Here is a 24,190-nt window from a genome sequence, read left to right on the forward strand (position 1 = left end):
GGAGAGCGCAATGCCTGATACGGGAATGCCGGAGACCGCACCCTACGAACCCACCGTGCGCACCGTGCCGACCCGCTCACGTGCACGCGCGGCCTACGACCGCAAGCTGGTGCACTCGATACTCGACGAGGGGTACGTCTGCCATCTCGGCTTCGTCAGGGACGGCGCCCCGGTCGTACTGCCGACGCTGTACGGACGGGTCGGTGAACGCCTGTACGTCCACGGCTCGACGGGTTCACGTCCGCTGCGGATGGCAGGCGAGCAGGATCCCGGCCTCGCCGTCTGCCTGACCGTCACCCACGTCGACGGTCTGGTGCTCGCCCGTTCCGCCTTCCACCACTCGATCAACTACCGCTCCGTGGTGGTCCACGGCACGGCTCGACAGGTCACCGAGCCGGCCGAACGGAGCATGGCGCTCGACGCACTCGTCGACCATGTCGTGCCCGGCCGTTCCTCCGACTCCCGGCCCGCCAACGAGAAGGAACTGGCGGCGACCGCCGTGCTCCGCCTCGACCTGGACGAGGTCTCGGCGAAGGTCCGCACCGGCGGCCCGAACGACGAGCCCGAGGACGCCGCACTGCCGCACTGGACAGGCATCGTCCCGCTGGTGCGCGGATACGGCGCGCCGGTCGCTGCGGACGACCTTGATCCGGCCATCGCGCTGCCGGACTACCTCGCCGGACTCTGAGGGGGGCTCTGAGCGCATACCATGCTGATCCATCCGTGGGACGCCGCGCAGAACGACGCCGAGTGGCAGCAGTGGCTCGCCGTCCACGACTTCGGCCAACTGGTGGTCAACGGACTGCCCGGCCAGGCCCCTTACAGCCAGCCGCTGCACTTCGTGTACGACGCGGAACGCGGTGACGTCCTCACCCACCTCGCCCGGCCCAACCCCGTCTGGCCGGCCATCGAGGCGAACCCGCGGGTTCTGCTGAGTGTCGTCGACGACTACGTCCACGTCCCCGGGCCCTGGCAGGCGCCGATGGGCACACCGTCCGAACACGGCGTGCCGACGAGCTTCTACGCGGCCGTCCAACTGCACTGCACCGCCCACCTCATCGACGCTCCCGAGCAGAAGGCGGAACTGCTCAACCGACAGGTGTCGCACTTCCAGCCGGAGGGCGGTTCGGCGGCCGCCGCGGTCGGCCGGCAGCCGTACGGGCGGATGCTGTCCGGGATCCGCGGGCTGCGCCTCGAAGTGACCGAGGTGCGGGCGAAGTTCAAGTACGGCAGCCACAAACCGGCCGATGTGCAGGACCGGACAGCGGCCGGCCTGGCCGGTCGGGGCGGCGCGCGCGACGAAGCCGCGCACGCCCACCACCTGCGACGCCGGTCTCCTTCCGGTCAGGCCGGCACCGGCTGACGGCGCGCGAGGGCGGCCGCGCGCGCCTCCCCGTACGCCAGGCCGACGACCGCGGTGAGCAGACACAGGGTGCCCAGCACGACAGCCATGGTGAGCCGCTCGCCCAGCACCGTGACCGCGATGACGGCCGCGCTGACCGGTTCCAGCAGCATGATCACGGAAACCGTGGCGGACCTGACCACCGCGGCGCCCGCGAAGTACAGGCCGTAGGCGAGGGCGCTGGGCACCACGGCCACATAGGCCAGCAGACCGATCACCCTGGCGAGTTCGACGGTGTGCGGGAGCAGGCCTTCGGCGAGGGCGAACGGCAACAGACAGACGGTACCCACACCGAACGACCAGGCCGTCGTCGCCAGGGCGTCACCGCCGCCGGCCCGGCCGAACCGCCGCGTCAGCAGCGTCATGACGGCGTATCCGACCGCTGAGAGCAGCGCCCAGCCGACGCCGGCGGGGCGCACCGTGCCGCCACCGCTGCCGAGCACCAGCACCACGAGTCCGCCGAGCGCCCCGGCGACGGCGGCGATCCCGGCGGCCCCCAGCCGCTCCCCGAGGACCGGCCGGGCTCCGACGGCGATGAGCACGGGCCCGGCGCCGAGGGTCACGACAGTGCCCACCGCCAGACCGGTGTCCTGCACCGCTGCGAAGTAAGCGGCTTGGAAGACCGTGAACGCGAGCCCCACGACCGCGATCCGCAGCGCCGTGCGACCGCCCGGTCCTGCAGGTCGCGTCCGCGGACGGGACACGGCGCGCGGCCGGCGAGTCGCCCGCACGGCGAGCAGCAGGACCAGGCCGCCGGCGCAGCGCCAGAAGGTGAGGGCCATCGGGCCGAGGTCGCTGGCCCGGTAGAGCAGCGAAGCGGCTGCCCCGGCCGTGCCCCAGGCGGCGCCGGCGATGATCAGGTAGGTGAGGCTTCGCCCGACGGACGGGCCGGCACCGGCGTTCGACGCGTACGTGACGCGGTGCGCGGGCGTCGGAGCATTCATGTACTTCTCCACGTGGAAGTGCGGGGATGGTGGTCGCTGAGCTCCGCGCGCGGGCAGCGACGAACCGCTCGAGGACACCCCGAGCCCGGTCTTCGTCAGTGGATGCGGCCGCCCGCGCTAGTCGACGGGAGGCGGCAGTACGGTCGAATGCATAGGGGACACCTTAGGGCGCGGTCCGGCCGACGGACAACTCGGCCGGCTCCCCGCCGACGCCGCCGGCCACCGGGCCCGATGGGGGCTTCGGCGCCGAGGACTGCGCGATGAACGCGCCGAGCAGTACCACGGCTCCCCCGGCGATCTGCGGGGCCGAGAGGTGTTCGCCGAGCAGGACCCAGGCGAACACGGTGGCGATGACCGCCTCGAGGCAGGCGACCACCCCGGCCACCTGCGGGGAGAGCTTGCGCACCGAGACCACCCCGAAGACATAGGCGACGACCGTGGCGATGAGGACGATCCAGCCGAGCAGCAGCCAACCGGGCACCTGGGTGCCGTTCATGTCCGTACGGCCCGCCAGCAGCGACCAGTCCATCCGCCAGGGACGGGCTACGGCGGTCAGGACGGCCGTGCCGACGAGGAGTCCGTAGGCGATGACGCCCAGCGGATCGGCGGCGTCCGCGCCGTCGCCGCCCTGGTCGGACAGGACGAAGTAGCCGACCTGGCAACAGGCGGCGCCCAGCGCGAGCAGCAGCCCGACGACGTCGAAACTCAGTCCCGACCACACCTCGACCACACAGGCGAGGCCTCCCACGGCGAGCAATACGCCGACGGCTGCCGCGCGGGTCACCGGCCTGCGCTGGACGAACCGGACCCAGCCGAGGACGAGAGCAGGCGCCAGGTATTCCACCAGCAGAGCGACACCCACCGGAATACGGGAGAGTGCGGCGAAGTAACACGCCTGAACCCCGGCCACCGCGAGGAGCCCGAATCCGACCAGCAGAGCGGGCCTGCGCCGCACGAGGTCGCGGTGCCGCCAGGCGACCGGCAGCATGGCCAGCGCGGCCCCGGTCACCCGCAGCCACACCACATGCAGCGGGTCGAGCCCGGCCTCGATCAGCGGCTTGGCCGCGACACCTGATCCACCGAACGCGAAGGCCGACACCAGGGCAAGTCCCAGGCCGACGCTCTTCCCCTGAGACACCTGCATCGGGCCATCATGTCAGCTGCCGGACAGCACCGTCACCCCTGATGCACCTGTTGAGAGCCGTCCCCCCGACAGCCGTCCTCGTCGAGTCGTCGCGACAACACGTCCAGGTCGATGCCCGCACGCTTCAGCACCTCGGCGGCGCGACAGTCTCCGTCCTGCGCGAGCGCGGCGAGCAGGTCGGGCCCGCTCGCCTGCCCCTCACCACGCGCGTCTGCCCGAGCCAGCGCGGTGTCCATCGCGGCGACGGCAGCGGGAGACCACCCCGCCGCACCGGGGTCCGCCACCACGGGGACCGCTCCGGACTGCTCGACGGAGCTCTGCCAGCGCAGTCCGTAACCGATGCTGCGCTGCACGAGGTAGCCCAGCACCTTGGCCACCTGCGCTCCCCCGGTGAAGGCGGTCCGTGCGTCGGGGTCCGTCTCGATCACCGAGTGGAGCAGATGTGCGGTGTCGATCTGTCGGTCGCCGTCGCGCAGCGCACGCCGGCGTGCGCCTGCGACGACCGTCGCCAGTCGCACGGAGAGCCGGGTTTCGATTCCGGGGCGGGGCGCGGCGGCACCACCGTCCGGCCGCATGGGGTTGTGCACGGGTCCCACCCCATCAGCCGTTCGTAGCGGGAACATCCCCGGCGGGGAGCATTCGGGTGTCCGGCAGAAGGTGGGCAGGTGTCACCCGTCCGTCCTCCTTACGGATGAGATGACGGGCTCCACCCCGACAGGGGCCCACATGGGGCGGCGCCGCACGGGTTTCCGTACGGCGCCGCTGTCACACCGGTGGCCGGTGCGGATGATCAGGCCTCGTCGGCCAGGATCAGATAGAGCTTCTTCTTGGTCTCGCCGATCAGGGCGATCGCCTTCTGCCGCTGCTCCGGGGTACCGGTCCGCCAGACCTGGCCGAATGCTTCCATCACACCGAAGCCCTCCTGCCGGATCTCGTTGATGGTGTCCCAGTCGCCTCCGCGCCCGGCCGCTTCCCAGGGGGCTTCCGGCCCCTCGTCGGCCGCCGTGCGCCCGGATCCGGTGAGCGTGAACAGTTTCTTGCCGCCTTCGCTCGCGCTGGTGATCAGACCTTCGTCCTCGAGCAGTTGCAGCGTCGGATAGACCGAGCCCGGGCTCGGTCGCCACGCCCCTCCGCTGCGCTCTCCGATCTCCTGAATCATCTCGTACCCGTGCATGGGCCGGTCCTTGAGCAGCGCCAGGATCGAGGCGCGGACGTCTCCGCGGCGCGCCCTCCCCCTGGGACCGCCCCGGCCGCCGCGCCCCCCGAAGGGTCCGCCGAACGGCGGTCCGAACGGGCCGAAGGCGCCACGCCGTCCCTCGAAGTCGCCCCGACCGCGATGGCCGGGACCGTCGTTTCCATGTCCATGGGAACGCATCGCTCTCACTTCCTTCCATCGTTGATCTGTCGCGATGCGTCAACGATATATCGCTATGTTTCTTTTGACAACACCCTGTGCGGACAGACGGGTCCAACTCCAGCCGATTGGCCGTGGCCCGCGGCTTTCCGCCGCGCCTACGGTCATGACATGCGGATTCGAATCGTTGACGCCTTCACCGACCGTCCCTTCGCCGGAAATCCGGCCGGGGTCCTGCTGCTCGACTCCTTCCCCGACGACGCATGGCTGCAGAACGTGGCAACGGAGGTCAACCTCTCCGAAACGGCCTTCGCCCACCCGCTCGCCGCCGGCGGAGCAGCCGACTGGGCCCTGCGCTGGTTCACCCCGGCCACCGAGGTCGACATGTGCGGCCACGCCACATTGGCCACCGCCCACGTCCTGAACACCACGGGGGCGACCAGCGGCACCGTGCGCTTCGCGGCGCGCTGCGGCGTCCTGGCAGCCACCGCACAGGAGAACGGCACCATCACTCTCGACTTCCCGACCTCGCCGCTCACCTCCGAGATGGTCCCCGACGGTCTGCCCGCGGCGCTCGGCGCGAAGATCCTCGCCGTGCGTGACACAGGGCCCCACGTCGGCGATCTGCTGGTCGAGGTCGCGGACGAGGAGACGGTGCGTGCGCTGTCGCCGGACTTCGCCGCGCTGACCGCGCACTCCCGGCGCGGTGTCATCGTGACCGCCGCGGCGGATCCCGGATGCGGCTACGACTACGTGTCGCGCTGCTTCTTCCCGGGTGTCGGCATCGACGAGGACCCGGTGACCGGCAGCGCCCACACGGCGCTTGCCCCCTTCTGGTCGGCTCGGCTTGGCCGTGACGACCTCATCGGTCTGCAGGCCTCGGCCCGCTCCGGCGTCGTCAGGACCGCGCTGCGCGGCGAGCGCACTCTGCTCACCGGCTCCGCGGTCACCGTCATCGACGGCGAGTTGCACGTCTGACGGCCGGCCGGGGCCCCATGTCCTACGGCCCCCGGGGTACGCCGGTACCGCACCCCGGGGAGCTGGCGCACCGCTCACGCGGTGGGGAGCCAGCCCACCTTCCCGGCCAGCAGCACGTACCCGACGAAGGCCCCTATGTCGAGCAGCGAGTGGGCCACGACCAGCGGACCGATCCGGCCCCACCGGCGGTAGAGCAGGACGAACACCACGCCCATGACCAGGTTGCCGAGGAAACCGCCGACCCCCTGGTAGAGGTGGTACGAGCCGCGCAGCACCGCGCTCGCGAGCAGTGCCGCCATCGGCGTCCAGCCGAACTGCCCCAGTCTGCGCAACAGGTACCCGACGACGATCACCTCCTCGAGTACGGCGTTCTGCACCGCGGAGAGGATCAGCACCGGGATCCGCCACCACACGTCGGGCAGCGACTCCGGCACCACGGTCAGGTTGAACCCCGATGCTCTGGCCGCCAGATAGAACGCGAGCCCCGCGCTGCCGATACCGGCCGCGATCAATGCCCCCCGCCCGAGGTCCGGCCACCGCCGTGTCAGGTCGAACCCGATCGCCCGCAGACCCGAGCCCTCGCGCAGCAGCAGATGCACCACCAGAGCGACCGGCACCAGTGCCGTCGCGATGCCGAAGAGCTGCCAGGCGAGATCCAGCCACGGCCGGCCCGGCGCGTACGACCCGACGAGGGTGGCGGCCTGATGCTTGAGGCCGCCCGGTTTGGTCACCGCACCGACAAAGCTGATCAGTGCCGACACACCACTGGCGCCGAGCGAGAGGGCGAGCACCAGTACCGCCTCGGACCGCAGGAACCGCTGCGGGACCTCCCCGGTGGGAAGAGAATCAGCCACTCGCCCCGCATCCGCCTGCACGCCTGCCTCCTGTTGGCCATCGGCCCGTCATGCCTCGTCCCCGCCACTGTGCTGCCAGGGTCTCAGGCTTCGAGGCAGAGAAGGTCACCGCCCGGGAGAACAAGCTTGCCCGATGCCTGCACGGCGTGCCGCCGACGGGTCAGCGCTGAGCGGGCGACGGTGCGGGGAATCCCACCGGCCAGGAGTGCACGGGTTCCCCCTCCCGCATCAGTTCGATGTAGCGGCGCGTGGTGGCGGCCAGGGCGGCCTCGCGTTCCAGCCCGGCATCGCGCGCCCGGTGGTAGGTGTTCACCTGCCAGGAAGCGCCGTTCGCCCGGCGTCTGCACCGTTCCTCGATGACCCCGAGACAGCGGTCGCGGTCCGCCGGCTCGACGCCCCAGGCGTCCAGCCCTGACGCGGCCAGGGGAAGCAGCTCCTCCCGGACGAGCTGTACGGCAGGCACCCGCGCCACACCTGCGGCACGGCCCTGGCGGGGCCATGCGAGTTCGGCTTCGATGCCGTACCTGCAGGCGGCGTCGAAGTTCTCCGCCGCGGCCTCGAAGGGCAGCCGCTTCCACACCGGGCGGGGCTCGTCGGCGAGCGCGCGGACCAGGCCGTAGTAGAAGGCGGCGTTGGCGATCACATCGGTCACCGTGGGCCCGGCGGGCAGGACCCGATTCTCCACTCGCAGATGGGGCACGCCGTCGGTGACGTCGTAGACCGGGCGGTTCCAACGGTAGACGGTGCCGTTGTGCAGGACGAGCTCGGGCAGTCGCGGCACTCCTCCGTCGTCCAGCAACCGCAGCGGCTCCTCGTCGTCGCACATCGGCAGCAGCGGTGGGAAGTAGCGGAGGTTCTCCTCGAAGAGGTCATGGACCGAGTCGATCCAGCGCTCCCCGAACCACGTGCGCGGGCGTACTCCCTGGGCCTTGAACTCGGGCGGGCGGACATCCGTGGCCTGCAGGAAGAGCGGTGGCCTGGACTCCCGCCACAGCTCCTTGCCGAAGAGAAAGGGCGAGTTGGCCCCGACCGCCACCTGCACCGCGGCGATGGCCTGAGCCGCGTTCCACACATCGGCGAACCGCGCCGGGGTGACCTGGAGGTGCAGCTGAACGGAGGTGCAGGCGGCCTCGGGCGCGATGGAGGCCGAGGTGCACGTGAGCCGCTCGACGCCCTGGATATCGAGCAGGAAATCCTCCCCGCGGGCGGCGCGCATCTGATCATTGAGCAGCATGTAGCGGTCGACATCGGAAAGGTTGGCGGAGACCAGATCCTGCTGGGCGAGCGTCGGCAGAATACCGATCATCACGATCCCCGCGTCGACCTCGTTCGCCTTTCGGTGGGCGTACTCGAGACCGGTTCGGAGCTCCTCTGCCAGCTGATCGAAGACCCGGCCTCCCAGCCGGTGCGGAAGGATATTTACTTCCAGATTGAACATCCCGAGTTCCGTCTGGAAATCCCGGCTGGCGATCCGGTCCAGCACCTCCGCGTTCATCATGCGCGGCGCACCGTCGGAGCCCGCGAGATTCAGTTCGATCTCCAGGCCCATCAGATTCTTCGGACGAGAGAACCTTCCCTCGTCCAGCAGTCGCCGCAGACCCGCAAGGCACTCCTGGAGCTTTCTCCGGTACCGCTGCCGATCGGACGGATCCACTCCGCCTGCCTCGACCTTCTCCCCCATCGAAGGGTCCCTCCTCGAGTGGGCGGCCAGGGCAACCGCCGGTCATGTCACCGTCGATAATGCCCAGACTCGTTGATCCGTAACTCCACGCGTGGAGGCCGCGACGAGTAGAGTAGTCACCAGGTTTCGTGTGGCACATTCAATCGGCATGAGCATCGAGGGTTGCCGACTCCGAGAAGCCGGTGAAAGCGCCGACCAGTTTCGGCCGACCGCTCGGACCGGGGTCGTCGAGGTCACCGGCCTCCGCACAAGCCGAACCGGGAGTTTCCCGCACAAAAGAAAGTCCGAATACAGGCTTGCCTGCAACATCCGTGTCGTCCAGTCGAAACACGGTGTGAACGCGCGTCGTATAAACTCCGCGAACAAGGCAGCGAGTTGACGCCCCGGCCTCCCGAGAACACGACGTTCTCCCGGCCGCCCGGCCCCCCGCCGACCCTGCAAGCTGACAGTGCCGTCCGCACCGCCCAAGTACCACCGTGTCTCCGAAGCGAGAGGCGACCCACGATTATGCCGCTTTATATCCCTCCGGCTCCCGCGCCGGCCCTGCGCAGTGTCCTCGCGGCCCTTGACTCACCTACCGCCGTGCGTGAGGCACGCACCCCTGCTCTGCGCGCCGCCCAGGGGCCGCTGACCCCTGAACCGGCTCTCCCGGTTCACGTGCTGGACCGGATCATCGCGAGCGGCGAGCCGCCACGTACCCGGCTCAACGGGTGGCGATTCCTGATCCGCAGCGGCGACGACCGGGCCGTGGCCGCCGCGGACGCCAAACTCACCGCGGATGGCTGGACCTTCTCGCACTTCTTCGAGGGCCCGTACATCTCGGCCACCGAGAACGCCCTGCGGCAGGCCGATGCGATGTCCGCGCATTACCAGCCGAGGCTGCTCTCCGTGCCCCAGCTGTACATGCTGACGTTGTGGCTGCACGTCGACACGGGGCCGGAGGACTCCGACACCGGATCCACCCCGGCCCCGTCCGATCTGCTGGTACCGCTGGCCCCCGCACCCCCCGGGATCGCCGCTCACCGCCCGCACCGCGTTTCCGAACTGCTTCCCATGATGACCCTGCGACTGGAGCCACCGCTGCTCGGCTCACCTGCCTGAGTTCCGGACCACCGCCTGCCGCCTCCGTCCGCCCCGTGACCGCTCACCGGGTCACGGGGCTTTTCTTGCCCGTCCGGACTAGTCCGGACGGGCCACCCCGAACCACCCGAAGTGCGGGCCCAGTTGAACTGAACCGTCCGCACGGGTGACGCGTCCTTATGATGAAGCACCTGCTGCCGCGAAATCCCTGCGGATCGACGCCCGTGGGGCAACACTGGGACCGACTGATACGGGGGCGGCCATGACATCCACACCGAGCCGCAGGACACTCACCACAACGCAGCGAAAGAACACATCCATGTGCCAGCACCAGCCATCCTGCCCGTCAGCCGACTCCGCCGACCGGGAAGCCGCGATTCTCGTGGCACACCACCCGGAGCAGGGCTGGAGCCTGCTGTGCAACGGCGTCCTCATCTTCGAGGACACCGGCGAACTGCTTCCGGACGGGCAGATCATCGCCCCGCACCGCCCGCTGAGTGCGGGACTCGCGACCGCAGCCTAGCGGCGCTCCCAGCGCTCCCGACGCGGCACTGCGCGCGGGCGGGCGCGACGACGAAGGGCCGGCCCGGGAGACATCCCCCGAACCGGCCCTCCTGCATGTGCGCCTTCCGCGAGCGCGTCAGTTGTCGTAGGCGTCCAGCGGCGGGCAGGAGCAGACCAGGTTGCGGTCACCGAAGGCGCCGTCGATCCGGCGCACCGGCGGCCAGTACTTGTCGGCGGGTGACACGCCGGCCGGGAACACCGCCTCCTCGCGGGTGTACGGGTGCGTCCAGTCACCGCCCAGTGCGGCGGCTGTGTGCGGGGCATGGGCGAGCGGGTTGTCGTCCGCCGGCCACTCCCCCGAAGCCACCTTCTCGATCTCGCCGCGAATGGCGATCATCGTGTCGCAGAACCGGTCGAGCTCCGTGAGGTCCTCGCTCTCGGTCGGCTCGATCATGAGCGTGCCGGCCACCGGGAAGGACATCGTCGGGGCGTGGAAACCGTAATCGATGAGCCGCTTGGCGATGTCGTCCACGCTCACCCCTGTCGCCTTGGAGAGGGGGCGCAGGTCCACGATGCACTCGTGGGCGACCAGGCCGTTCGGTCCGGTGTAGAGCACCGGGTAGTGCGGCTCCAGTCGCTTGGCGATGTAGTTGGCCGCGAGCACGGCCACCTGCGTCGCACGCTTGAGTCCCTCGCCACCCATGAGACGTACGTACGCCCAGGAGATCGGCAGGATGCCCGCAGAGCCCCAGGGCGCGGCCGAGATAGGCCCGATACCGGTCTGCGGGCCCGCGGACGGCTGCAGCGGGTGGTTCGGCAGGTACGGAGCCAGGTGAGCCCGGACTCCGACCGGGCCGACGCCCGGGCCGCCGCCGCCGTGCGGAATGCAGAAGGTCTTGTGCAGATTGAGGTGCGAGACGTCCGAGCCGAACCTGCCGGGCTTGGCGAGTCCGACCAGCGCGTTGAGGTTGGCCCCATCCACGTAGACCTGGCCGCCCGCGTCGTGCACCGCCGCGCAGATATCGGTGATGTGCTCCTCGAAGACGCCGTGCGTCGAGGGGTAGGTGACCATCAGGACGGCCAGCTCGTCGGCGTGCTGCTCGATCTTGGCGTGCAGGTCCGCCACGTCGACGTCGCCGTCCTCGCGGGTCTTGACCACGACGACCTTCATTCCGGCCATCACGGCGCTGGCGGCGTTGGTGCCGTGCGCCGAGGACGGGATGAGACAGACGGTGCGCCCGGTGTCACCGTTCGCCCGGTGGTACGCGCGCACGGCCAGCAGGCCCGCGAGCTCACCCTGCGAGCCGGCATTGGGCTGCAGCGAGACCTTGTCGTAGCCGGTGACCTCGGCGAGACGCTCCTCCAGCTCATGGATGAGCGTCAGGTAGCCCTGCGCCTGGTCGACCGGCGCGAACGGGTGGATCGCGCCGAATTCGGGCCAGGTGACCGGCTCCATCTCGGTGGTGGCGTTGAGCTTCATGGTGCAGGAGCCGAGCGGGATCATGCCCCGGTCCAGCGCGTAGTCCCGGTCGGCGAGTTTGCGCAGGTAGCGCAGCATCGCTGTCTCGGAGCGGTGCTGGTGGAAGACGGGGTGGGTGAGTACCGCGTCCTGGCGCAGCAGCCCCTGCGGCAGCGCGTCGGGCGTGGCCCCGTCGAGTGCCTCGATGTCGCAGTCGGCACCGAACGCCGCCCAGACGGCGGCGAGCTGGGCACGGGTGGTGGTCTCGTCGCAGGAGATGGACACCCGGTCGGCGTCGACCCGGCGCAGATTGACCCCGCCCTCACGGGCAGCGGCGACCACCTCGTCGGCCTTTCCGCCGGTCCGGACGCTCACCGTGTCGAAGTACTCGGCGTGCACCACGTCGACGCCTGCCTCGCGCAGTCCGCCGGCCAGGATCGCCGCGTAGCGGTGGGTGCGGCGGGCGATGTCCCGCAGGCCGTCGGGCCCGTGGTACACCGCGTACATCCCCGCCATCACCGCGAGCAGCACCTGCGCGGTGCAGATGTTGCTGGTGGCCTTCTCCCGGCGGATGTGCTGCTCACGCGTCTGGAGGGCCAGTCGGTACGCCTTGTTGCCGTCGGCGTCCACCGAAACCCCCACGAGCCGACCGGGCAGGCTGCGGGCGAACTTCTCGCGTACGGCCATGAACCCGGCGTGCGGGCCGCCGAAGCCCATCGGCACGCCGAAGCGCTGGGTGGTGCCCACCGCGATGTCGGCGCCGACTTCACCGGGCGAGGTGAGCAGCGTCAGCGCGAGCAGATCGGCGGCCACGGTGACGATCGCCCCTAGCTCGTGCGCCTGCTCCACGACCGGCCGGATGTTCTGTACGCGGCCGGAGGCGCCCGGGTACTGCAGCAGCACGCCGAACACCCCGCGCTCGGCCACCTCGGCCGGAATACCGTCGCTCAGATCGGCGACCACGACCTCCACACCGGCCGGCTCGGCTCGGGTCTCGATCACCGCCACCGTCTGCGGCAGCGCGTCGGCGTGGACCAGGAAGACACCGTTCTTCACCTTGCCGACCCGGCGGGCGAGTGACATCGCCTCGGCGGCCGCGGTGCCCTCGTCGAGCAGCGAGGCGCCCGATGTGGGCAGCCCGGTGAGATCGGCGACCACGGTCTGGAAGTTGAGCAGCGCCTCGAGGCGGCCCTGCGAGATCTCCGGCTGGTAGGGCGTGTACGCGGTGTACCAGGCCGGGTTCTCCATGACATTGCGGAGGATCACCGGCGGCGTGAAGGTGCCGTAGTAGCCGAGCCCGATCATCGGGGCCATCACCCGGTTGCGGTCGGCAAGGGAGCGAAGCTCCGCTAGTACCTCGGCCTCGGTCCGGGCCTCGGGGAGCCGCAGCTCGTCGGCGCTCCTGATCACTTCGGGCACCGCGGCGGAGGTGAGCTCGTCCAGCGAGCCGTAACCGACATGGGCGAGCATCTTGGCCTGGGCGCCGGCGTCGGGCCCGATGTGGCGCTGCTCGAAGGGGATGCCACGCTCCAGCCGGGAGAGCGGAGTACGGTCGGCGGTCATATGGGAGGCCTCCTGGTCGATACGACCTGCGAGAGGTACCGCGGCACGGGTACCCGGACGGCCTCCCCCTCTGTCATCTCAACCTGAGAGTTTCACCGGCCGTCCGGGGACGTGCCGGCTTTCACCGTCGGTGAGGAGGGGTTCCGGACGTGCCCGTCCGATGCCCGCCCCTGCTTTCCAGAGTGACCTCGTCCGTGCGGTACGTGTGCCTGAGAGATTCCGGGGAGGATTTGCTCCTTCGGCGCCTCCGGACACTTCCTCCGGAGGACTCTCCCGCGCGGGGTCAGTAGCCACTGGCCAGCCTACCAGCGCCGCAGATCCACTGTGTTCGAGTGGCCGATGCCCGGCATCTGCACTTCTGTAGGGGATACGGATCCGTGGGGGTGCAGATCCGTGGGGGATGTTCCGAGCAGTTGCGACCAGTTGGAGGGACCGTGCAGACCGACATCGATCCGCGCAACCTGATCGGCCGCAAGGCATTCGACCGCAACGGTCTCAAGATAGGCACGGTGGACGAGGTCTATCTCGACGACGCCACGGGGTCACCCGAATGGGCGGCCGTCCGCACCGGCCTGTTCAGCAGGGACGCCTTCGTGCCGCTGGCACCCAGCGAGGTGGTGCAGGAGGCGCTGCGGGTCCCCTTCGACCGGACTCTGATCAAGGACGCGCCGGATTTCGGTGTCGGCCGGCATCTCTCCCCGGAACAGGAGCTTCAGCTCTACCACCACTACGGTCTCGATGTCTCGGCACCGGCTCCCACACCGTCCCCCGACCGTGACTTCGGCCGGCTCGCCGGCGGCGAAGGCTGATCGTCCGGCTCGGCCTCGACCACCCGCACCAGCGGCAGCGGCTCCGACGGTTCCAGATCGGGGTCGTCGACGCCGAACGTCCGCACCCGGCCCGGCCCCGCCGACCACGGCTCCTCGAACCGCACCGTCACCCGCCCCACTCCGCTGCCCTGCACCCACCCGGCCCCGTACGCGCTGTGCCGCACATCATGCCCGGCGGGCCAACGGCGCGGGGCGGGCGGCTGTGGCTCCTCGGCCGGTGTCTCGTCGGTGCTCGGGAGGGCCGCTTCGCCTTCCGGCTCCGGTTCTGCGGCGCGTTCGGCGGCGGCCTGGGCGAACAGATCCTCCTGGGTGAAGTCGGCGAGCCCGGTGACGCCCACACCCAGCAGCCTGACCCCTCCCGTGGTGTCCACCGCCTCGAGCAACCGGCTGGCGGCCTCACGCACCACGGAAGGGTCGTCGGTGGGCCCGCGGAGGGTCTCGGAACGCGTCAGCGTGGAGAAGTCGTATCTGCGCACCTTGAGGACCACTGTCCGGCCCGAGCGCCCCGCAGCGCGCAACCGCTGCACACACCGGTCCGCCAGCCGGCCGACCTCCGACTTCACCCGCAGCCTGTCGTGCAGATCCACGTCGAAGGTGTCCTCGACGGAGACCGACTTGGCGTCCCGCTCGGCGACCACGGGGCGGTCGTCGTACCCGACCGCCATCCGGTACAGCGATCCGCCGTGCGCCTTGCCGAGCAGTCGCACCAATTCGCCTTCGCCGGCCTCCGTCAGGTGCGAGACCGTCGTCATCCCGGCCCGCCTCAGGTGTTCGCCGGTGGCGGGGCCCACGCCCGGCAGCGTACGCACGCTCAGCGGGGCCAGCAGTTCCCGCTCGGTGCCCGGTTCGATCAGTACCAGTCCGTCCGGCTTGGCCCGCTCGGAGCCGATCTTGGCCAGCATCTTGGAACCGGCCAGGCCGACCGATCCACTGAGCCCCGTGACCACCAGGATGTCTCTGCGCAACTGCTCGCCGACGCACCGCGCGGACGTCGTGTCGTCGGCCACCCCGCCGGCTTCCAGATCGACGAAGGCCTCGTCGAGGCTCAGCGGTTCGACGAGCGGGGAGAGCCGTCCGAGCAGCTCCATCACCTGGTTGCTCACCTCGCGGTACAGGGTGAACCGTGGCACCAGATAGGCCGCGTTAGGACACAGCCGACGGGCCTGCGCCATCGGCATCGCCGAGTGGACCCCGAAGCGGCGGGCCTCGTACGAAGCGGTGGAGACGACGCCGCGTGGGCCGAGTCCGCCGACGACCACCGGCTTTCCGCGCAGGCTCGGCTTCGCCGCCTGTTCCGCGGCGGCGAAGAAGGCATCCATGTCCAGATGCAGAATGGTGGGCGCGGCTCTCACACCACCGATGCTGCCCTATGGCACTGACAATGGGGCTGCCGCGCAGCCGTGGCCTCTCAGACGGCGCGGTTACGCCGTCTGGCCAGTTCGTCCGCGGGGTTGTGGCCGATCAGTGTCTCGCCGGTGTCGATCCGCTCACCGTGCAGCTCGGAGAGCGCCCTCCGCACGTCGCGCAGCACCACTCCGACGGCGATACCGAAGACCCCCTGGCCGCCCTGGAGCAGGCCGACCACTTCGTCGGAGGACGTGCACTCGTACACCGTCGCGCCGTCGCTCATCAGCGTCATCAGGTCGAGATCCGCAGTATCGCGGTCCCGGAGGTGCCGGACCGCGGTACGGATGTTCTGGAGAGCCACACCCGTGTCCAGGAACCGCTTCACGATCTTGAGAAGGACCACGTCACGGAAGCTGTAGAGACGCTGGCTTCCCGAGCCCCGGGCCGGCCGCACGCTCGGCTCCACGAGCCCCGTACGCGCCCAGTAGTCGAGCTGCCGGTAGGTGATACCGGCGGCGGCACACGCGGTCGGTCCGCGGTAGCCGACGGTGTCGGTCACGGGTTCGGTCGCGGCCCCCTGAAGTGGATACGGTCCGCCCGCCCCAAGACTTCGTCCGGGGGCGCCCCCAGTCGTACTGTCCCCGGTGCTTCTCACGCCGACCTCCTCCTTGACCTGCCCTCTCGAAGGTAGGCAGTCACCCGGGGTGCGTCAACGATCGCCACACTCGGCACGCCGAGTGATAATCACCCTAAGAGTGGTTTCTCGTACCGCTCTTCCGGGAAAGGCTTGCCGGATGTGCCGGCCACGTCGGTCGGCGGGTCACTGGCTGTTGGTCCCGAAATCCTCCGGTGAGATCTGGTCGAGGAACTCGCGGAACTTCTCCACCTCGTCCTCCTGCTCGTCGGGGATGGCGATTCCCGCGTCGTCGAGCACACCGTCACTTCCGTAGATCGGCGTGCCGGTCCGCAGGGCCAGCGCTATGGCGTCGGACGGCCTCGCACTCACCTCGACCCCGCTCGCGAAGACCAGCTCCGCGTAGAAGACCCCGTCACGCAGATCCGTGATGCGTACTTCGCTGAGCTCCTGGCCGACCGCTTCCAGCACATCCTTGAAAAGGTCGTGCGTCAGCGGCCTGGCTGGAGCCATGCCCTGCTGGGCGAAGGCGATGGCTGTCGCCTCACCCGGGCCGATCCAGATAGGGAGATACCGGTCGCCTCCCACTTCACGCAGGAGCACGATCGGCTGGTTGGAGGGCATTTCCACCCGGACACCCACAACGTCGAGCTCGTTCACACAGCAACCCTAGGACGTGCCCGGCAGGTTTGGGTAGTCGGGCACCCCCATGATCAGTACAACCGGACCCGCAGCGAGGTCTGCACCAGCGCCGCGTGCAGCCGCACGGTGAGCTCCGCCAGCTCCTTCGTGGTCGTCTCCGCATGCGCTCTGGTCTGCGGATTACGGTTGAGCCGCAGCGGTGCGACCACCTGCTCGATCAGCCCGGACTCACGGTCGGCGGCGGCTTTCATCGCCCGCAGATGCCGCGGTTCCAGACCGAACCGGCCCAATTCGGCCAGAAGCCTGGCGACGTTCACCGCCTCGGCGTCATAGCCGCCCTCCGGCACCATGGAAATCAGCCCGTAGGACTCCCACTCCGCGAGGTCCTCCGCCGCTACCTCGGCGGCGGCCAGCAGCTCGTCCCTCCCCACCCGGACTGCGGTGGGAGCTCCCGTCCCGCCGTCCGCACCTCCCGGGGAGCCGTCACTGGGCACTCCGGGGGCCGGCAGCTGCACCTGCTCGCCGCGGCCCAGCGCGTCGAGGTGATCCCGGATCACCTTCAGCGGCAGATAGTGGTCCCGCTGCATTCTCAGGACCTGGGAGAGCCGCTCGACGTCGTCGCCGCTGAACTTGCGATAGCCGGACGTCGTGCGCTGCGGCTCGACCAGGCCCTCGGCCTCCAGAAAGCGGATCTTGGAAATGGTGACTTCGGGAAACTCGTCCCGGAGCAGGGTGAGCACCGTGCCGATGCTCACCAGCCGGTCGTCGGCGGCAGTGCCTCGATCGGCACCGCCGTCTGTCGGTGATTGCAGCATGAACCTTCCCTGAGGGTCACACGCTCCGCTGGCTCGCATAGAAGACCAGCCGGTACTTCCCGATCTGCACCTCGTCGCCGTTGGCGAGAGCGACCGCGTCAATGCGCTCACGGTTGACGTACGTGCCGTTCAGGCTGCCGACGTCCGAGACGGTGAAACCGCCGTCCGCACCCCTGCGGAACTCCACATGGCGCCGCGAGACGGTCACGTCGTCGAGGAAGATGTCGCTCTGCGGGTGACGGCCTGCGGTGGTCAGTTCACCGTCCAGCAGGAAGCGACTGCCCGAATTGGGGCCCCGGCGCACGACGAGCAGCGCCGAACCGAGCGGCAGAGCGTCGACGGCCGCCTGGGCTTCGGGCGACAGCGAGGGCGATGCGGTCTGTCCGGTCGCCTCCGCCTCGTACGCCTCGAGCCCGGAGATGGAGATGGTCGACGTCGTCTCCGAGGGACGCTCGGGCACCCCGCCGCGCAAGGGAGCTCCGCAGTTGGAGCAGAAACGGCTGGCCTCGGCATTGCGATGGCCGCACCTCGTACACACCGGCATGGACGCATCCTCCCGCCGTGGCTCCCCCGCATGGGGACTGGTTGCGTACGGGTCGGATGTGAGTCCTCGACCTGTACGTGAGGTTGGCGCTTCTCCAAAACCTATGCGGCCGTCACCGGCAGGGTCAACCGACGACGCGCCGCGGTCGCCCGGGACATCGCCGCCCGGGCGACCGAGCTCATCGCGGAACAACGGGCGCTCGGCGCCCTGGTCGTCGCCCTCCGCACTGCGCGGGGCGCGGTGCCGTGCCGTGCTGTTGGCACTGTCCTCGCGGGCACTCTTGCCGAACAACTTCCCAAACAACTTCACGGGCGATTCCCCTTGACCGAAACAGACCCGCCCGTGGGGCAGGACGAACTCTCTACGAACACACCTGCCGAACCGGACATCCCTACAACGTCCGTATCCACCAGACAGTTTCCACCACGTACCACGCTTACGCCGCGCCGACCCCCCGCAACCTGATGCCCGCGTCCGGCAGCCCTCACGTTCCCCTGCCTCACTGCGAGGACGACCGAGCGTAGTCAGGCCGCTTCGCGGGTCGCAAGGCGTCCACGACGATCTTCTCGGACCGGGTCACGGTGGCGGTGGCCTGCTCCTTCTCCAGAGTCTGCACCACTCCGCCCGGAATATTGAGCGCGGGCTCCAGATCCTGCGGCTTGCCGATCACCTCGAACGTGTACGGCGGGCTGACCTTCTTCCCGTCCACGCTGATGCCGCCGCCCTGGTCGGCGAAATAGGTGTCGGCCACGATCCGGACATCGTTGATCTGGATGGCTTCCGCCCCGGCGGCCCGCAGCTCCTGAATCGTGTCGAGCAGCATGTCCGCCTCCACCGTGCCGTGCGGGTCGTTGACGGAAAGGGTGATTCCGGGCCCCTGTGCCGCTTCCGTGCCGGCCAGGATGCCGAGCTGACGGGCCTTCTCCTGGGTCTGCTTCCGGGCTTCGTCAGCTTGGTTCGAACTGCTCTCCAACTGAGCGCGCTGAGTCTGCAGACTCTGCTTCTCGTCCTCGAGGCGTTGGGTCCGATTGTCCAGCTCGTCAAGAATGCGTACCAGGTCCTCCTGACGTGCACCGCGCAACGCGCTGTTGTCACTGGTGGAGCGGACCTGGATCGCCAGGCCCAGCCCCAGCACGAACAGCAGCAAAGCGACGATGAGCTGTGCCCGCGAGAGACGCGGCGGCCACAACCCGGCCAGCAACCGCTGCCGACCCGTCCGCCCGCCCAACGGCCCTGATCCCGGGGCGATTCCACCCGGATCGGCCGGCTCCGTCTCCGGAGCCGCCGGGGTTTCCGCGTCTCTCTCCGGGGTTTCCGCGCGCCCCTCCGGGAGCTGCGCGGATCCCTCCGGGGGCGGCGCGGGTGTCGTCGCGGGGGTTTCCTCAGGTGTGTCTTCGTTGCTCATCGGTTTCACGCCCGGAATACATGCCGGCGAATGGCCGCGGCATTCGAGAAGATGCGGATGCCGAACACCACCACCACACCGGTGGACAACTGCGCGCCGACGCCCAACTTGTCGCCCAGGAAGACGATCAGTGCGGCGACGACGACGTTCGACAGGAACGAGACCACGAAAACCTTGTCCACGAAGATCCCGTCGAGCATGGCCCGCAGGCCGCCGAAGACCGCGTCGAGCGCCGCAACGACGGCAATCGGCAGATAGGGCTCGACCATCGCCGGCACTTCGGGCCGGACAAACAGTCCGACCACGACTCCCACGACGAGGCCCAATACGGCGATCACGATGTGCCCTTCCCTGTGTGTGCCGCGCCCTTGTCGGTATCGGCGGCCTTCGGCTTTGCTGTGCGTACGATCAGGCTCGCGGCCGCGGGAAGGCGCACCTCGTCCTGCTCGGACATGGTGGCGCGAATGCCGTAGCTGTCCTTCAGCACCTGCAGATACCGGCCCCCCGCGCTGTCCTGGAACGCGGCGCCGAGGTGCTTCCCGTTCCCCAACGCGAGCACCGTGTACGGCGGGACCAACGGCCTGTTGTCGACCAGTATGGCGTCACCGGCCGCGCGAATCGCCGACAGGGCGGTCAGACGCTGCCCGTTGATGGCGATCGCCTCGGCACCGGACCGCCACAGGCCGTTGACGAACTGCTGCATGTCGCGGTCCCGCACCCGGCCGGTGTCGGAGAAGTCACTGGTCTCCCGCGGTCCGCCGCCACCGCTCTGGTCGGTGTCCTTCGCGTCATTGATCACAAGCTTCACACCCGACCCCTGGACGGCCGTCGCGCCGGCGAGCAGGGCCACCAACTCGCCCTGGTCGCCGCCGTGCTTCTCCAGTGCCTTGCGCTGCCGTGCGCTCACTTCGTCGCGGAGGCTGTCGACCTTCTTCTGCTCCGTGTCCGCCGACGCGGTCTCCGATTCGACCCGATCGATGAGTTCCTGCCGCTCCTTGGCCACCACGGGGGCGGTGACCCGCGCCTGCGCGGCCCCGACTGTCACGACGACGGCAGCCAGGAGCAGCCCCCCGGCCAGGCCCAGCTTGGCGCGCAGCGAGCGCGACATCCCCGCTCGCCCCTCGGCCCTGCGTCGGGCCGTCGCCTCGGCGTAACCGTCGTCAAGGCTGTGGTCCATCACGTTGGTCAGCAGCGACATCGACGCATCGGGGCGCCGAGGCGGGGATGTGCTCCGAATGGGGGGCTGCTGCGACATGCCGCACATCGTCGCACGTCACGCCATCCCGTACCCAATGGCCCCACCGGTGTGCCGGAGGGCAGGTGAACGCCCTGTCCGGCACACCGTGGCTGCCTCAGTGACCTGCGCTGTCCACCACTGCTGCCCACTCGTCGAGCAGCGCCTGCGCGGACGCGTCGTCCGGGCCTTCCGCCCACAAATGAGTGACCGCTTCGGCCGGGGCCGGCAGCACCATCACCCAGCGGCCGTCCGGCTCCACCACCCGCACACCGTCCGTGGTGTCCACTGCGCGGTCTCCTGCGGCCTCCACCACCGTGCGCATCACCAGACCCTTGACGGCCCAGGGGGTGGCGAGGTCACGACGCAGTACGTGAGCACGCGGAATGCGGGCGTCGATCTGGCTGACGGTCAACTGAGTACGAGAAACCAGCCCGATCAGCCGGACGAAGGCCGCGGTGCCGTCGAAGACACTGCTGAACTCGGGAACGATGAAGCCGCCGCGGCCGTCCCCGCCGAAAATCGTGCCGTCCTCACGGCCCACCCGGGTCAGGTCGTCGGGCGACGTCGTCGTCCACTCCACCTGCGTCCCGTGATAAGCGGCGACCTGCTCGGCGATTCTCGTGGTGGTGACCGGAAGAGCCACCCGCCCGCTGCGCCGCTCTGCCGCGATCAGATCCAGCATCACCAGCAGCGCCCGGTCGTCCTCGATGATCTTTCCGCGCTCGTCGACGAGGGAAAGCCGCTCGCCCACAGGGTCGAACCGCACGCCGAAGGACGCCCGCGCGGACGCTACGATCTCGCCCAGGCGCACCAGGCCGGACCTGCGGGAGTCGACCGTCTCCGTCGGCCGGGACTCGTCGAGGCCCGGGTTGATGACCAGCGCGTCGACACCGATCCGTCCGAGCAGACTGGGCAGCACCAGGCCTGCACTGCCGTTGGTCGCGTCGATGACGATCTTGAGGCCGGCTTCAGCGATCCCTGTCGTGTCGACATTCCGGAGCAGCGATCCGGTGTACGAGTCGAAAACGCTCGCCGGAAAGTGCAGATCTCCGATCTCGCCCGGAAACGCTCGGCGGTATTCCTGTCGGGCGTATACCCGGTCGAGTTTGCGCTGGCCGCCCTGCGAGAGGTCGGCACCGCGCTCGTCGAAGAACATGATGTCCACCGAGTCGGGCACGCCGGGCGACGTACGGATCATGATGCCGCCCGCACTACCCCGCGCGGTCTGCTGTCTCGCTACGGGCAGCGGCACGTTCTCCAGGTCCCGCACATCGATCGCGCTGGCCTGGAGGGCGGAGATCACCGCTCGCTTCAGAGCACGCGCGCCACGTGAGTGGTCGCGTGCCGTGGTAACCGTGGAGCCTTTCTTGAGCGTGGTGGCGTATGCCCCGGCCAGCCGCACCGCGAGTTCCGGCGTGATTTCGACATTGAGGACCCCGGAGACGCCTCTGGCGCCGAAGAGATGTGCCTGTCCGCGGGATTCCCAGATCACCGAGGTGTTGACGAAAGCACCAGCCTCGATGGTCTTGAAGGGATATACCCGCACATTGCCCTGAATGATCGATTCCTCGCCGACCAGACACTCGTCACCGATCACCGCACCGTCCTCGATGCGGGCTGCCCGCATGATGTCGGTGTTCTTGCCGATCACACAGCCGCGGAGATTGCTGTGCTGCCCTATGTACACGTTGTCGTGCACAACGGCTTTGTGCAGAAACGCACCGGTCTTGACGACCACGTTGGAGCCTACGACGGTGTGTTCGCGGATCTCCACGTCGGCTTCGATCTTGGCATAGTCACCCACGTAGAGCGGTCCCCGGAGGACGGCGTCCGGGTGCACGTCGGCGCCCTCGGCGACCCAGACGCCGGGCGAGATCTCGAAGCCGTCGATGTCCACGTCGACCTTGCCCTCGAGCACGTCGGCCTGGGCCTTGACGTAGCTCTCGTGAGTTCCGACGTCCTCCCAGTAGCCCTCGGCGATATATCCGTAGATCGGCTTGCCTTCCTTCATCAACTGCGGGAACACATCGCCCGACCAGTCGACGGAGGCATCGGCCTCTACATAATTGAAGACTTCGGGCTCCATCACATAGATGCCCGTGTTCACCGTGTCCGAGAAGACCTGACCCCAGGTCGGCTTCTCCAGGAAGCGCTCGACCTTTCCCTGTTCATCGACGATGGTGATGCCGAATTCGAGCGGATTCGGCACTCGGGTCAGGCACACCGTGACAAGTGCACCTTTTTCCTTATGGAAATTGATGAGGTCAGTCAGGTCGAAATCTGTGAGCGCATCTCCGGAAATGACGAGGAAGGCGTCGTCCTTCAGTGCCTCTTCGGCGTTCTTGACACTGCCTGCAGTGCCGAGAGGCTTCTCCTCGTTGGCGTACGTGAGCTCCATACCGAGCTCCTCGCCGTCACCGAAGTAGTTCTTGACCAGGGAGGCGAGAAACTGCACGGTGACGACCGTCTCATTGAGCCCGTGCCGCTTGAGCAACCGCAGCACGTGTTCCATGATCGGTCGGTTGACCACCGGTAGGAGCGGCTTGGGCATGCTCGAAGTCATTGGGCGAAGACGCGTGCCTTCGCCGCCGGCCATCACGACAGCTTTCATGTCGGAAGCGTCCTCCTTGAAGAGACGACGGTCCAGCCGACTTCACTCGTCCGGTCAGGACATTCGGGCTTCCTACGCTATCCGCCCACACCGCGCGGCGCGCATCGACGAGTTCAATCGGCTGTTGCGTCCGCCTTGACCAGTCGGCGGACCTGTACCACGTACAGCACTCCTGCCCACCAATAGAGCGTTGTACCCCACCCTGCGAACGCCCATCCGAAGATCGCCGCGACAGTGTTGAGCCAACCGGTCCCATCACTCAGCAGGAGCAACGGAAACGCGTACATCAGGTTGAACGTGGCCGCCTTGCCCAGAAAGTTCACCTGGGGCGGCGGATAGCCGTGCCGGCGAAGGATTCCCACCATCACCAGAAGCATCAGCTCGCGGGCCAATAGTGCGGCGGTCAACCAAAGCGGCAGGATCTCACGCCACGTGAGGCCGACCAGCGTGGAAAGGATGAAGAGACGGTCAGCCGCGGGGTCGAGCAGTCGCCCGAGGCTGCTGATCTGGTTCCAGCGGCGGGCGAGCTTACCGTCGAGGTAGTCACTCACGCCGCTGAGCATCAGCACGAGCAGCGCCCAGCCATCGCTCTTGGGGCCGCCGAACTCGGGGCGGAGAATCAGCCACAGGAAGACCGGCACGCCGACGAGGCGCGCCATGCTGAGAATGTTGGGGATGGTGAGGACCCGGTCCGTCTGAACACGGGTCTCCTGGACCTCCACCCGGGGGCCTCCTGTGAGGAACGTACGAACGATGCCCCCTGACCCTACCCGCAGTGATTGCCGGCCGGGGCACAGGGGGCGCAGAAGGCCTCTGTCGGCCTCAGGAGCCCAGAAGGTCCGGAACGCGGAAAAGCCCCGCACCATACGGTGCGGGGCTCCCCACAATAATTGTTCGGCGGCGTCCTACTCTCCCACAGGGTCCCCCCTGCAGTACCATCGGCGCTGAAAGGCTTAGCTTCCGGGTTCGGAATGTAACCGGGCGTTTCCCTAACGCAATGACCACCGAAACACTATGAAATTAACCAACACCGGGTGACATCACGGTCGTTCGTTATTTCAGAACTAACACAGTGGACGCGAGCAACTGAGGACAAGCCCTCGGCCTATTAGTACCAGTCAGCTCCACCCGTTACCGGGCTTCCACATCTGGCCTATCAACC

23 protein-coding genes, 2 rRNA genes and 1 riboswitch are annotated in these 24,190 nt (G+C 68.8%); of the genes, 6 read left to right on the forward strand and 19 right to left on the reverse strand.

Going from position 1 to position 24,190, the window contains the following annotated elements; translation table 11 throughout:
- Positions 1–10 precede the first annotated feature (10 nt).
- Together AB0436_RS13225 and AB0436_RS13230 are read left to right on the forward strand one after the other, a co-directional pair.
- On the forward strand, positions 11–688 hold the full coding sequence (locus AB0436_RS13225; RefSeq protein ID WP_366467914.1) for a pyridoxamine 5'-phosphate oxidase family protein: 678 nt from the start codon (positions 11–13) through the stop codon (positions 686–688).
- Positions 689–709: 21 nt separating this feature from the next.
- The gene (locus AB0436_RS13230; protein WP_366467915.1) at positions 710–1,363 is read left to right on the forward strand and encodes an FMN-binding negative transcriptional regulator; all 654 of its coding nucleotides are present in this window, start codon (positions 710–712) and stop codon (positions 1,361–1,363) included.
- Here the strand turns inward: AB0436_RS13230 and AB0436_RS13235 are convergent.
- The 4 genes from AB0436_RS13235 to AB0436_RS13250 all read right to left on the reverse strand — a co-directional run bounded on the left by AB0436_RS13235 (position 1,345) and on the right by AB0436_RS13250 (position 4,865).
- Positions 1,345–2,346, reverse strand: a complete 1,002-nt coding sequence (locus AB0436_RS13235; protein ID WP_366467916.1) for an EamA family transporter — start codon at positions 2,344–2,346, stop codon at positions 1,345–1,347. The genes AB0436_RS13230 and AB0436_RS13235 overlap by 19 nt on opposite strands.
- Positions 2,347–2,509: 163 nt before the next feature.
- Positions 2,510–3,490 carry an EamA family transporter gene (locus AB0436_RS13240; protein ID WP_366467918.1) on the reverse strand — a complete coding sequence of 327 codons (981 nt, stop codon included), beginning with the start codon at positions 3,488–3,490 and terminating at the stop codon, positions 2,510–2,512.
- A 32-nt stretch (positions 3,491–3,522) separates the two neighbouring features.
- Positions 3,523–4,065, reverse strand: a complete 543-nt coding sequence (locus AB0436_RS13245) for a Clp protease N-terminal domain-containing protein (protein WP_366467970.1) — start codon at positions 4,063–4,065, stop codon at positions 3,523–3,525.
- A 215-nt stretch (positions 4,066–4,280) separates the two neighbouring features.
- The gene (locus AB0436_RS13250; RefSeq protein WP_366467919.1) at positions 4,281–4,865 is read right to left on the reverse strand and encodes a PadR family transcriptional regulator; all 585 of its coding nucleotides are present in this window, start codon (positions 4,863–4,865) and stop codon (positions 4,281–4,283) included.
- A 150-nt stretch (positions 4,866–5,015) separates the two neighbouring features.
- On the opposite strand from AB0436_RS13250, the gene AB0436_RS13255 reads away from it, so the two are divergent.
- Positions 5,016–5,822: a PhzF family phenazine biosynthesis protein gene (locus tag AB0436_RS13255; RefSeq protein ID WP_366467920.1), complete on the forward strand. Its 807-nt coding sequence runs from the start codon at positions 5,016–5,018 to the stop codon at positions 5,820–5,822.
- A 74-nt stretch (positions 5,823–5,896) separates the two neighbouring features.
- On the opposite strand, the gene AB0436_RS13260 is transcribed toward AB0436_RS13255, so the two are convergent.
- Both AB0436_RS13260 and AB0436_RS13265 read right to left on the reverse strand, forming a co-directional pair.
- A complete protein-coding gene (locus AB0436_RS13260; RefSeq protein ID WP_366467921.1) occupies positions 5,897–6,697 on the reverse strand; it encodes a CPBP family intramembrane glutamic endopeptidase in 801 nt (266 codons plus the stop codon).
- A gap of 139 nt (positions 6,698–6,836) precedes the next feature.
- On the reverse strand, positions 6,837–8,357 hold the full coding sequence (locus AB0436_RS13265; protein WP_366467922.1) for a glutamate--cysteine ligase: 1,521 nt from the start codon (positions 8,355–8,357) through the stop codon (positions 6,837–6,839).
- Positions 8,358–8,864: 507 nt separating this feature from the next.
- On the opposite strand from AB0436_RS13265, the gene AB0436_RS13270 reads away from it, so the two are divergent.
- Together AB0436_RS13270 and AB0436_RS13275 are read left to right on the forward strand one after the other, a co-directional pair.
- The gene (locus AB0436_RS13270) at positions 8,865–9,458 is read left to right on the forward strand and encodes a hypothetical protein (protein WP_366467923.1); all 594 of its coding nucleotides are present in this window, start codon (positions 8,865–8,867) and stop codon (positions 9,456–9,458) included.
- A 298-nt stretch (positions 9,459–9,756) separates the two neighbouring features.
- On the forward strand, positions 9,757–9,960 hold the full coding sequence (locus AB0436_RS13275) for a DUF5999 family protein (protein WP_365859219.1): 204 nt from the start codon (positions 9,757–9,759) through the stop codon (positions 9,958–9,960).
- Positions 9,961–10,077: 117 nt separating this feature from the next.
- Here the strand turns inward: AB0436_RS13275 and gcvP are convergent, their stop codons facing one another.
- Positions 10,078–12,963 (reverse strand): aminomethyl-transferring glycine dehydrogenase, encoded by a 2,886-nt coding sequence (gcvP, locus tag AB0436_RS13280; RefSeq protein ID WP_366467924.1) that lies wholly within the window; start codon positions 12,961–12,963, stop codon positions 10,078–10,080.
- A gap of 187 nt (positions 12,964–13,150) precedes the next feature.
- A riboswitch (glycine riboswitch) is annotated at positions 13,151–13,249 on the reverse strand.
- A 148-nt stretch (positions 13,250–13,397) separates the two neighbouring features.
- On the opposite strand from gcvP, the gene AB0436_RS13285 reads away from it, so the two are divergent.
- On the forward strand, positions 13,398–13,772 hold the full coding sequence (locus AB0436_RS13285) for a PRC-barrel domain-containing protein (protein WP_366467925.1): 375 nt from the start codon (positions 13,398–13,400) through the stop codon (positions 13,770–13,772).
- On the opposite strand, the gene AB0436_RS13290 is transcribed toward AB0436_RS13285, so the two are convergent.
- The 12 genes from AB0436_RS13290 to AB0436_RS13345 form a co-directional block, all read right to left on the reverse strand.
- Positions 13,691–15,145, reverse strand: a complete 1,455-nt coding sequence (locus tag AB0436_RS13290; RefSeq protein ID WP_366467926.1) for a DNA polymerase IV — start codon at positions 15,143–15,145, stop codon at positions 13,691–13,693. The two genes, AB0436_RS13285 and AB0436_RS13290, sit on opposite strands and share 82 nt — an antisense overlap.
- 56 nt (positions 15,146–15,201) lie before the next feature.
- Positions 15,202–15,795, reverse strand: coding sequence for a MerR family transcriptional regulator (locus AB0436_RS13295; protein ID WP_366467927.1), 594 nt, complete (start codon positions 15,793–15,795; stop codon positions 15,202–15,204).
- Between the two features lie 165 nt (positions 15,796–15,960).
- Entirely contained in the window at positions 15,961–16,434 is a 474-nt protein-coding gene (locus tag AB0436_RS13300; protein ID WP_366467929.1) for a bifunctional nuclease family protein, read from the reverse strand.
- Positions 16,435–16,487: 53 nt separating this feature from the next.
- A complete protein-coding gene (locus AB0436_RS13305) occupies positions 16,488–17,231 on the reverse strand; it encodes a MerR family transcriptional regulator (protein WP_366467930.1) in 744 nt (247 codons plus the stop codon).
- 16 nt (positions 17,232–17,247) lie between these two features.
- Positions 17,248–18,192, reverse strand: a complete 945-nt coding sequence (locus tag AB0436_RS13310) for an FHA domain-containing protein (RefSeq protein ID WP_366467971.1) — start codon at positions 18,190–18,192, stop codon at positions 17,248–17,250.
- Positions 18,193–18,274: 82 nt separating this feature from the next.
- Entirely contained in the window at positions 18,275–19,180 is a 906-nt protein-coding gene (locus tag AB0436_RS13315; RefSeq protein WP_366467931.1) for a DUF881 domain-containing protein, read from the reverse strand.
- 5 nt (positions 19,181–19,185) lie between these two features.
- Entirely contained in the window at positions 19,186–19,518 is a 333-nt protein-coding gene (locus tag AB0436_RS13320) for a small basic family protein (protein WP_365859235.1), read from the reverse strand.
- A complete protein-coding gene (locus tag AB0436_RS13325; protein WP_366467932.1) occupies positions 19,515–20,435 on the reverse strand; it encodes a DUF881 domain-containing protein in 921 nt (306 codons plus the stop codon). Before AB0436_RS13325 ends, AB0436_RS13320 begins: the two co-directional genes overlap by 4 nt.
- A gap of 97 nt (positions 20,436–20,532) precedes the next feature.
- Complete coding sequence (locus AB0436_RS13330) at positions 20,533–23,028, reverse strand: mannose-1-phosphate guanyltransferase (protein ID WP_366467934.1); 2,496 nt, start codon at positions 23,026–23,028, stop codon at positions 20,533–20,535.
- Between the two features lie 113 nt (positions 23,029–23,141).
- On the reverse strand, positions 23,142–23,750 hold the full coding sequence (locus tag AB0436_RS13335) for a CDP-alcohol phosphatidyltransferase family protein (RefSeq protein WP_365859241.1): 609 nt from the start codon (positions 23,748–23,750) through the stop codon (positions 23,142–23,144).
- A gap of 170 nt (positions 23,751–23,920) precedes the next feature.
- Positions 23,921–24,037: ribosomal RNA gene (gene rrf, locus AB0436_RS13340) — 5S ribosomal RNA — on the reverse strand.
- 79 nt (positions 24,038–24,116) lie between these two features.
- A 23S ribosomal RNA gene (locus tag AB0436_RS13345) occupies positions 24,117–24,190 on the reverse strand; the annotation flags it as partial.

Origin of the sequence: Streptomyces sp. NPDC051322, assembly GCF_040689485.1 — a bacterium.
GTDB lineage: Bacteria > Actinomycetota > Actinomycetes > Streptomycetales > Streptomycetaceae > Streptomyces.

Bases quoted from the DNA above. Each gene is read 5' to 3' on its own strand.
- AB0436_RS13270 (WP_366467923.1), top strand. From the start codon at position 8,865: ATGCCGCTTTATATCCCTCCGGCTCCCGCGCCGGCCCTGCGCAGTGTC.
- AB0436_RS13305 (WP_366467930.1), bottom strand. From the start codon at position 17,231: ATGCTGCAATCACCGACAGACGGCGGTGCCGATCGAGGCACTGCCGCC.
- AB0436_RS13265 (WP_366467922.1), bottom strand. From the start codon at position 8,357: ATGGGGGAGAAGGTCGAGGCAGGCGGAGTGGATCCGTCCGATCGGCAG.
- AB0436_RS13255 (WP_366467920.1), top strand. From the start codon at position 5,016: ATGCGGATTCGAATCGTTGACGCCTTCACCGACCGTCCCTTCGCCGGA.
- AB0436_RS13230 (WP_366467915.1), top strand. From the start codon at position 710: ATGCTGATCCATCCGTGGGACGCCGCGCAGAACGACGCCGAGTGGCAG.
- AB0436_RS13240 (WP_366467918.1), bottom strand. From the start codon at position 3,490: ATGCAGGTGTCTCAGGGGAAGAGCGTCGGCCTGGGACTTGCCCTGGTG.
- AB0436_RS13275 (WP_365859219.1), top strand. From the start codon at position 9,757: ATGTGCCAGCACCAGCCATCCTGCCCGTCAGCCGACTCCGCCGACCGG.
- AB0436_RS13315 (WP_366467931.1), bottom strand. From the start codon at position 19,180: ATGAGCAACGAAGACACACCTGAGGAAACCCCCGCGACGACACCCGCG.
- AB0436_RS13245 (WP_366467970.1), bottom strand. From the start codon at position 4,065: ATGCGGCCGGACGGTGGTGCCGCCGCGCCCCGCCCCGGAATCGAAACC.
- AB0436_RS13325 (WP_366467932.1), bottom strand. From the start codon at position 20,435: ATGTCGCAGCAGCCCCCCATTCGGAGCACATCCCCGCCTCGGCGCCCC.
- gcvP (WP_366467924.1), bottom strand. From the start codon at position 12,963: ATGACCGCCGACCGTACTCCGCTCTCCCGGCTGGAGCGTGGCATCCCC.
- AB0436_RS13225 (WP_366467914.1), top strand. From the start codon at position 11: ATGCCTGATACGGGAATGCCGGAGACCGCACCCTACGAACCCACCGTG.
- AB0436_RS13250 (WP_366467919.1), bottom strand. From the start codon at position 4,865: ATGCGTTCCCATGGACATGGAAACGACGGTCCCGGCCATCGCGGTCGG.
- AB0436_RS13235 (WP_366467916.1), bottom strand. From the start codon at position 2,346: ATGAATGCTCCGACGCCCGCGCACCGCGTCACGTACGCGTCGAACGCC.
- AB0436_RS13330 (WP_366467934.1), bottom strand. From the start codon at position 23,028: ATGAAAGCTGTCGTGATGGCCGGCGGCGAAGGCACGCGTCTTCGCCCA.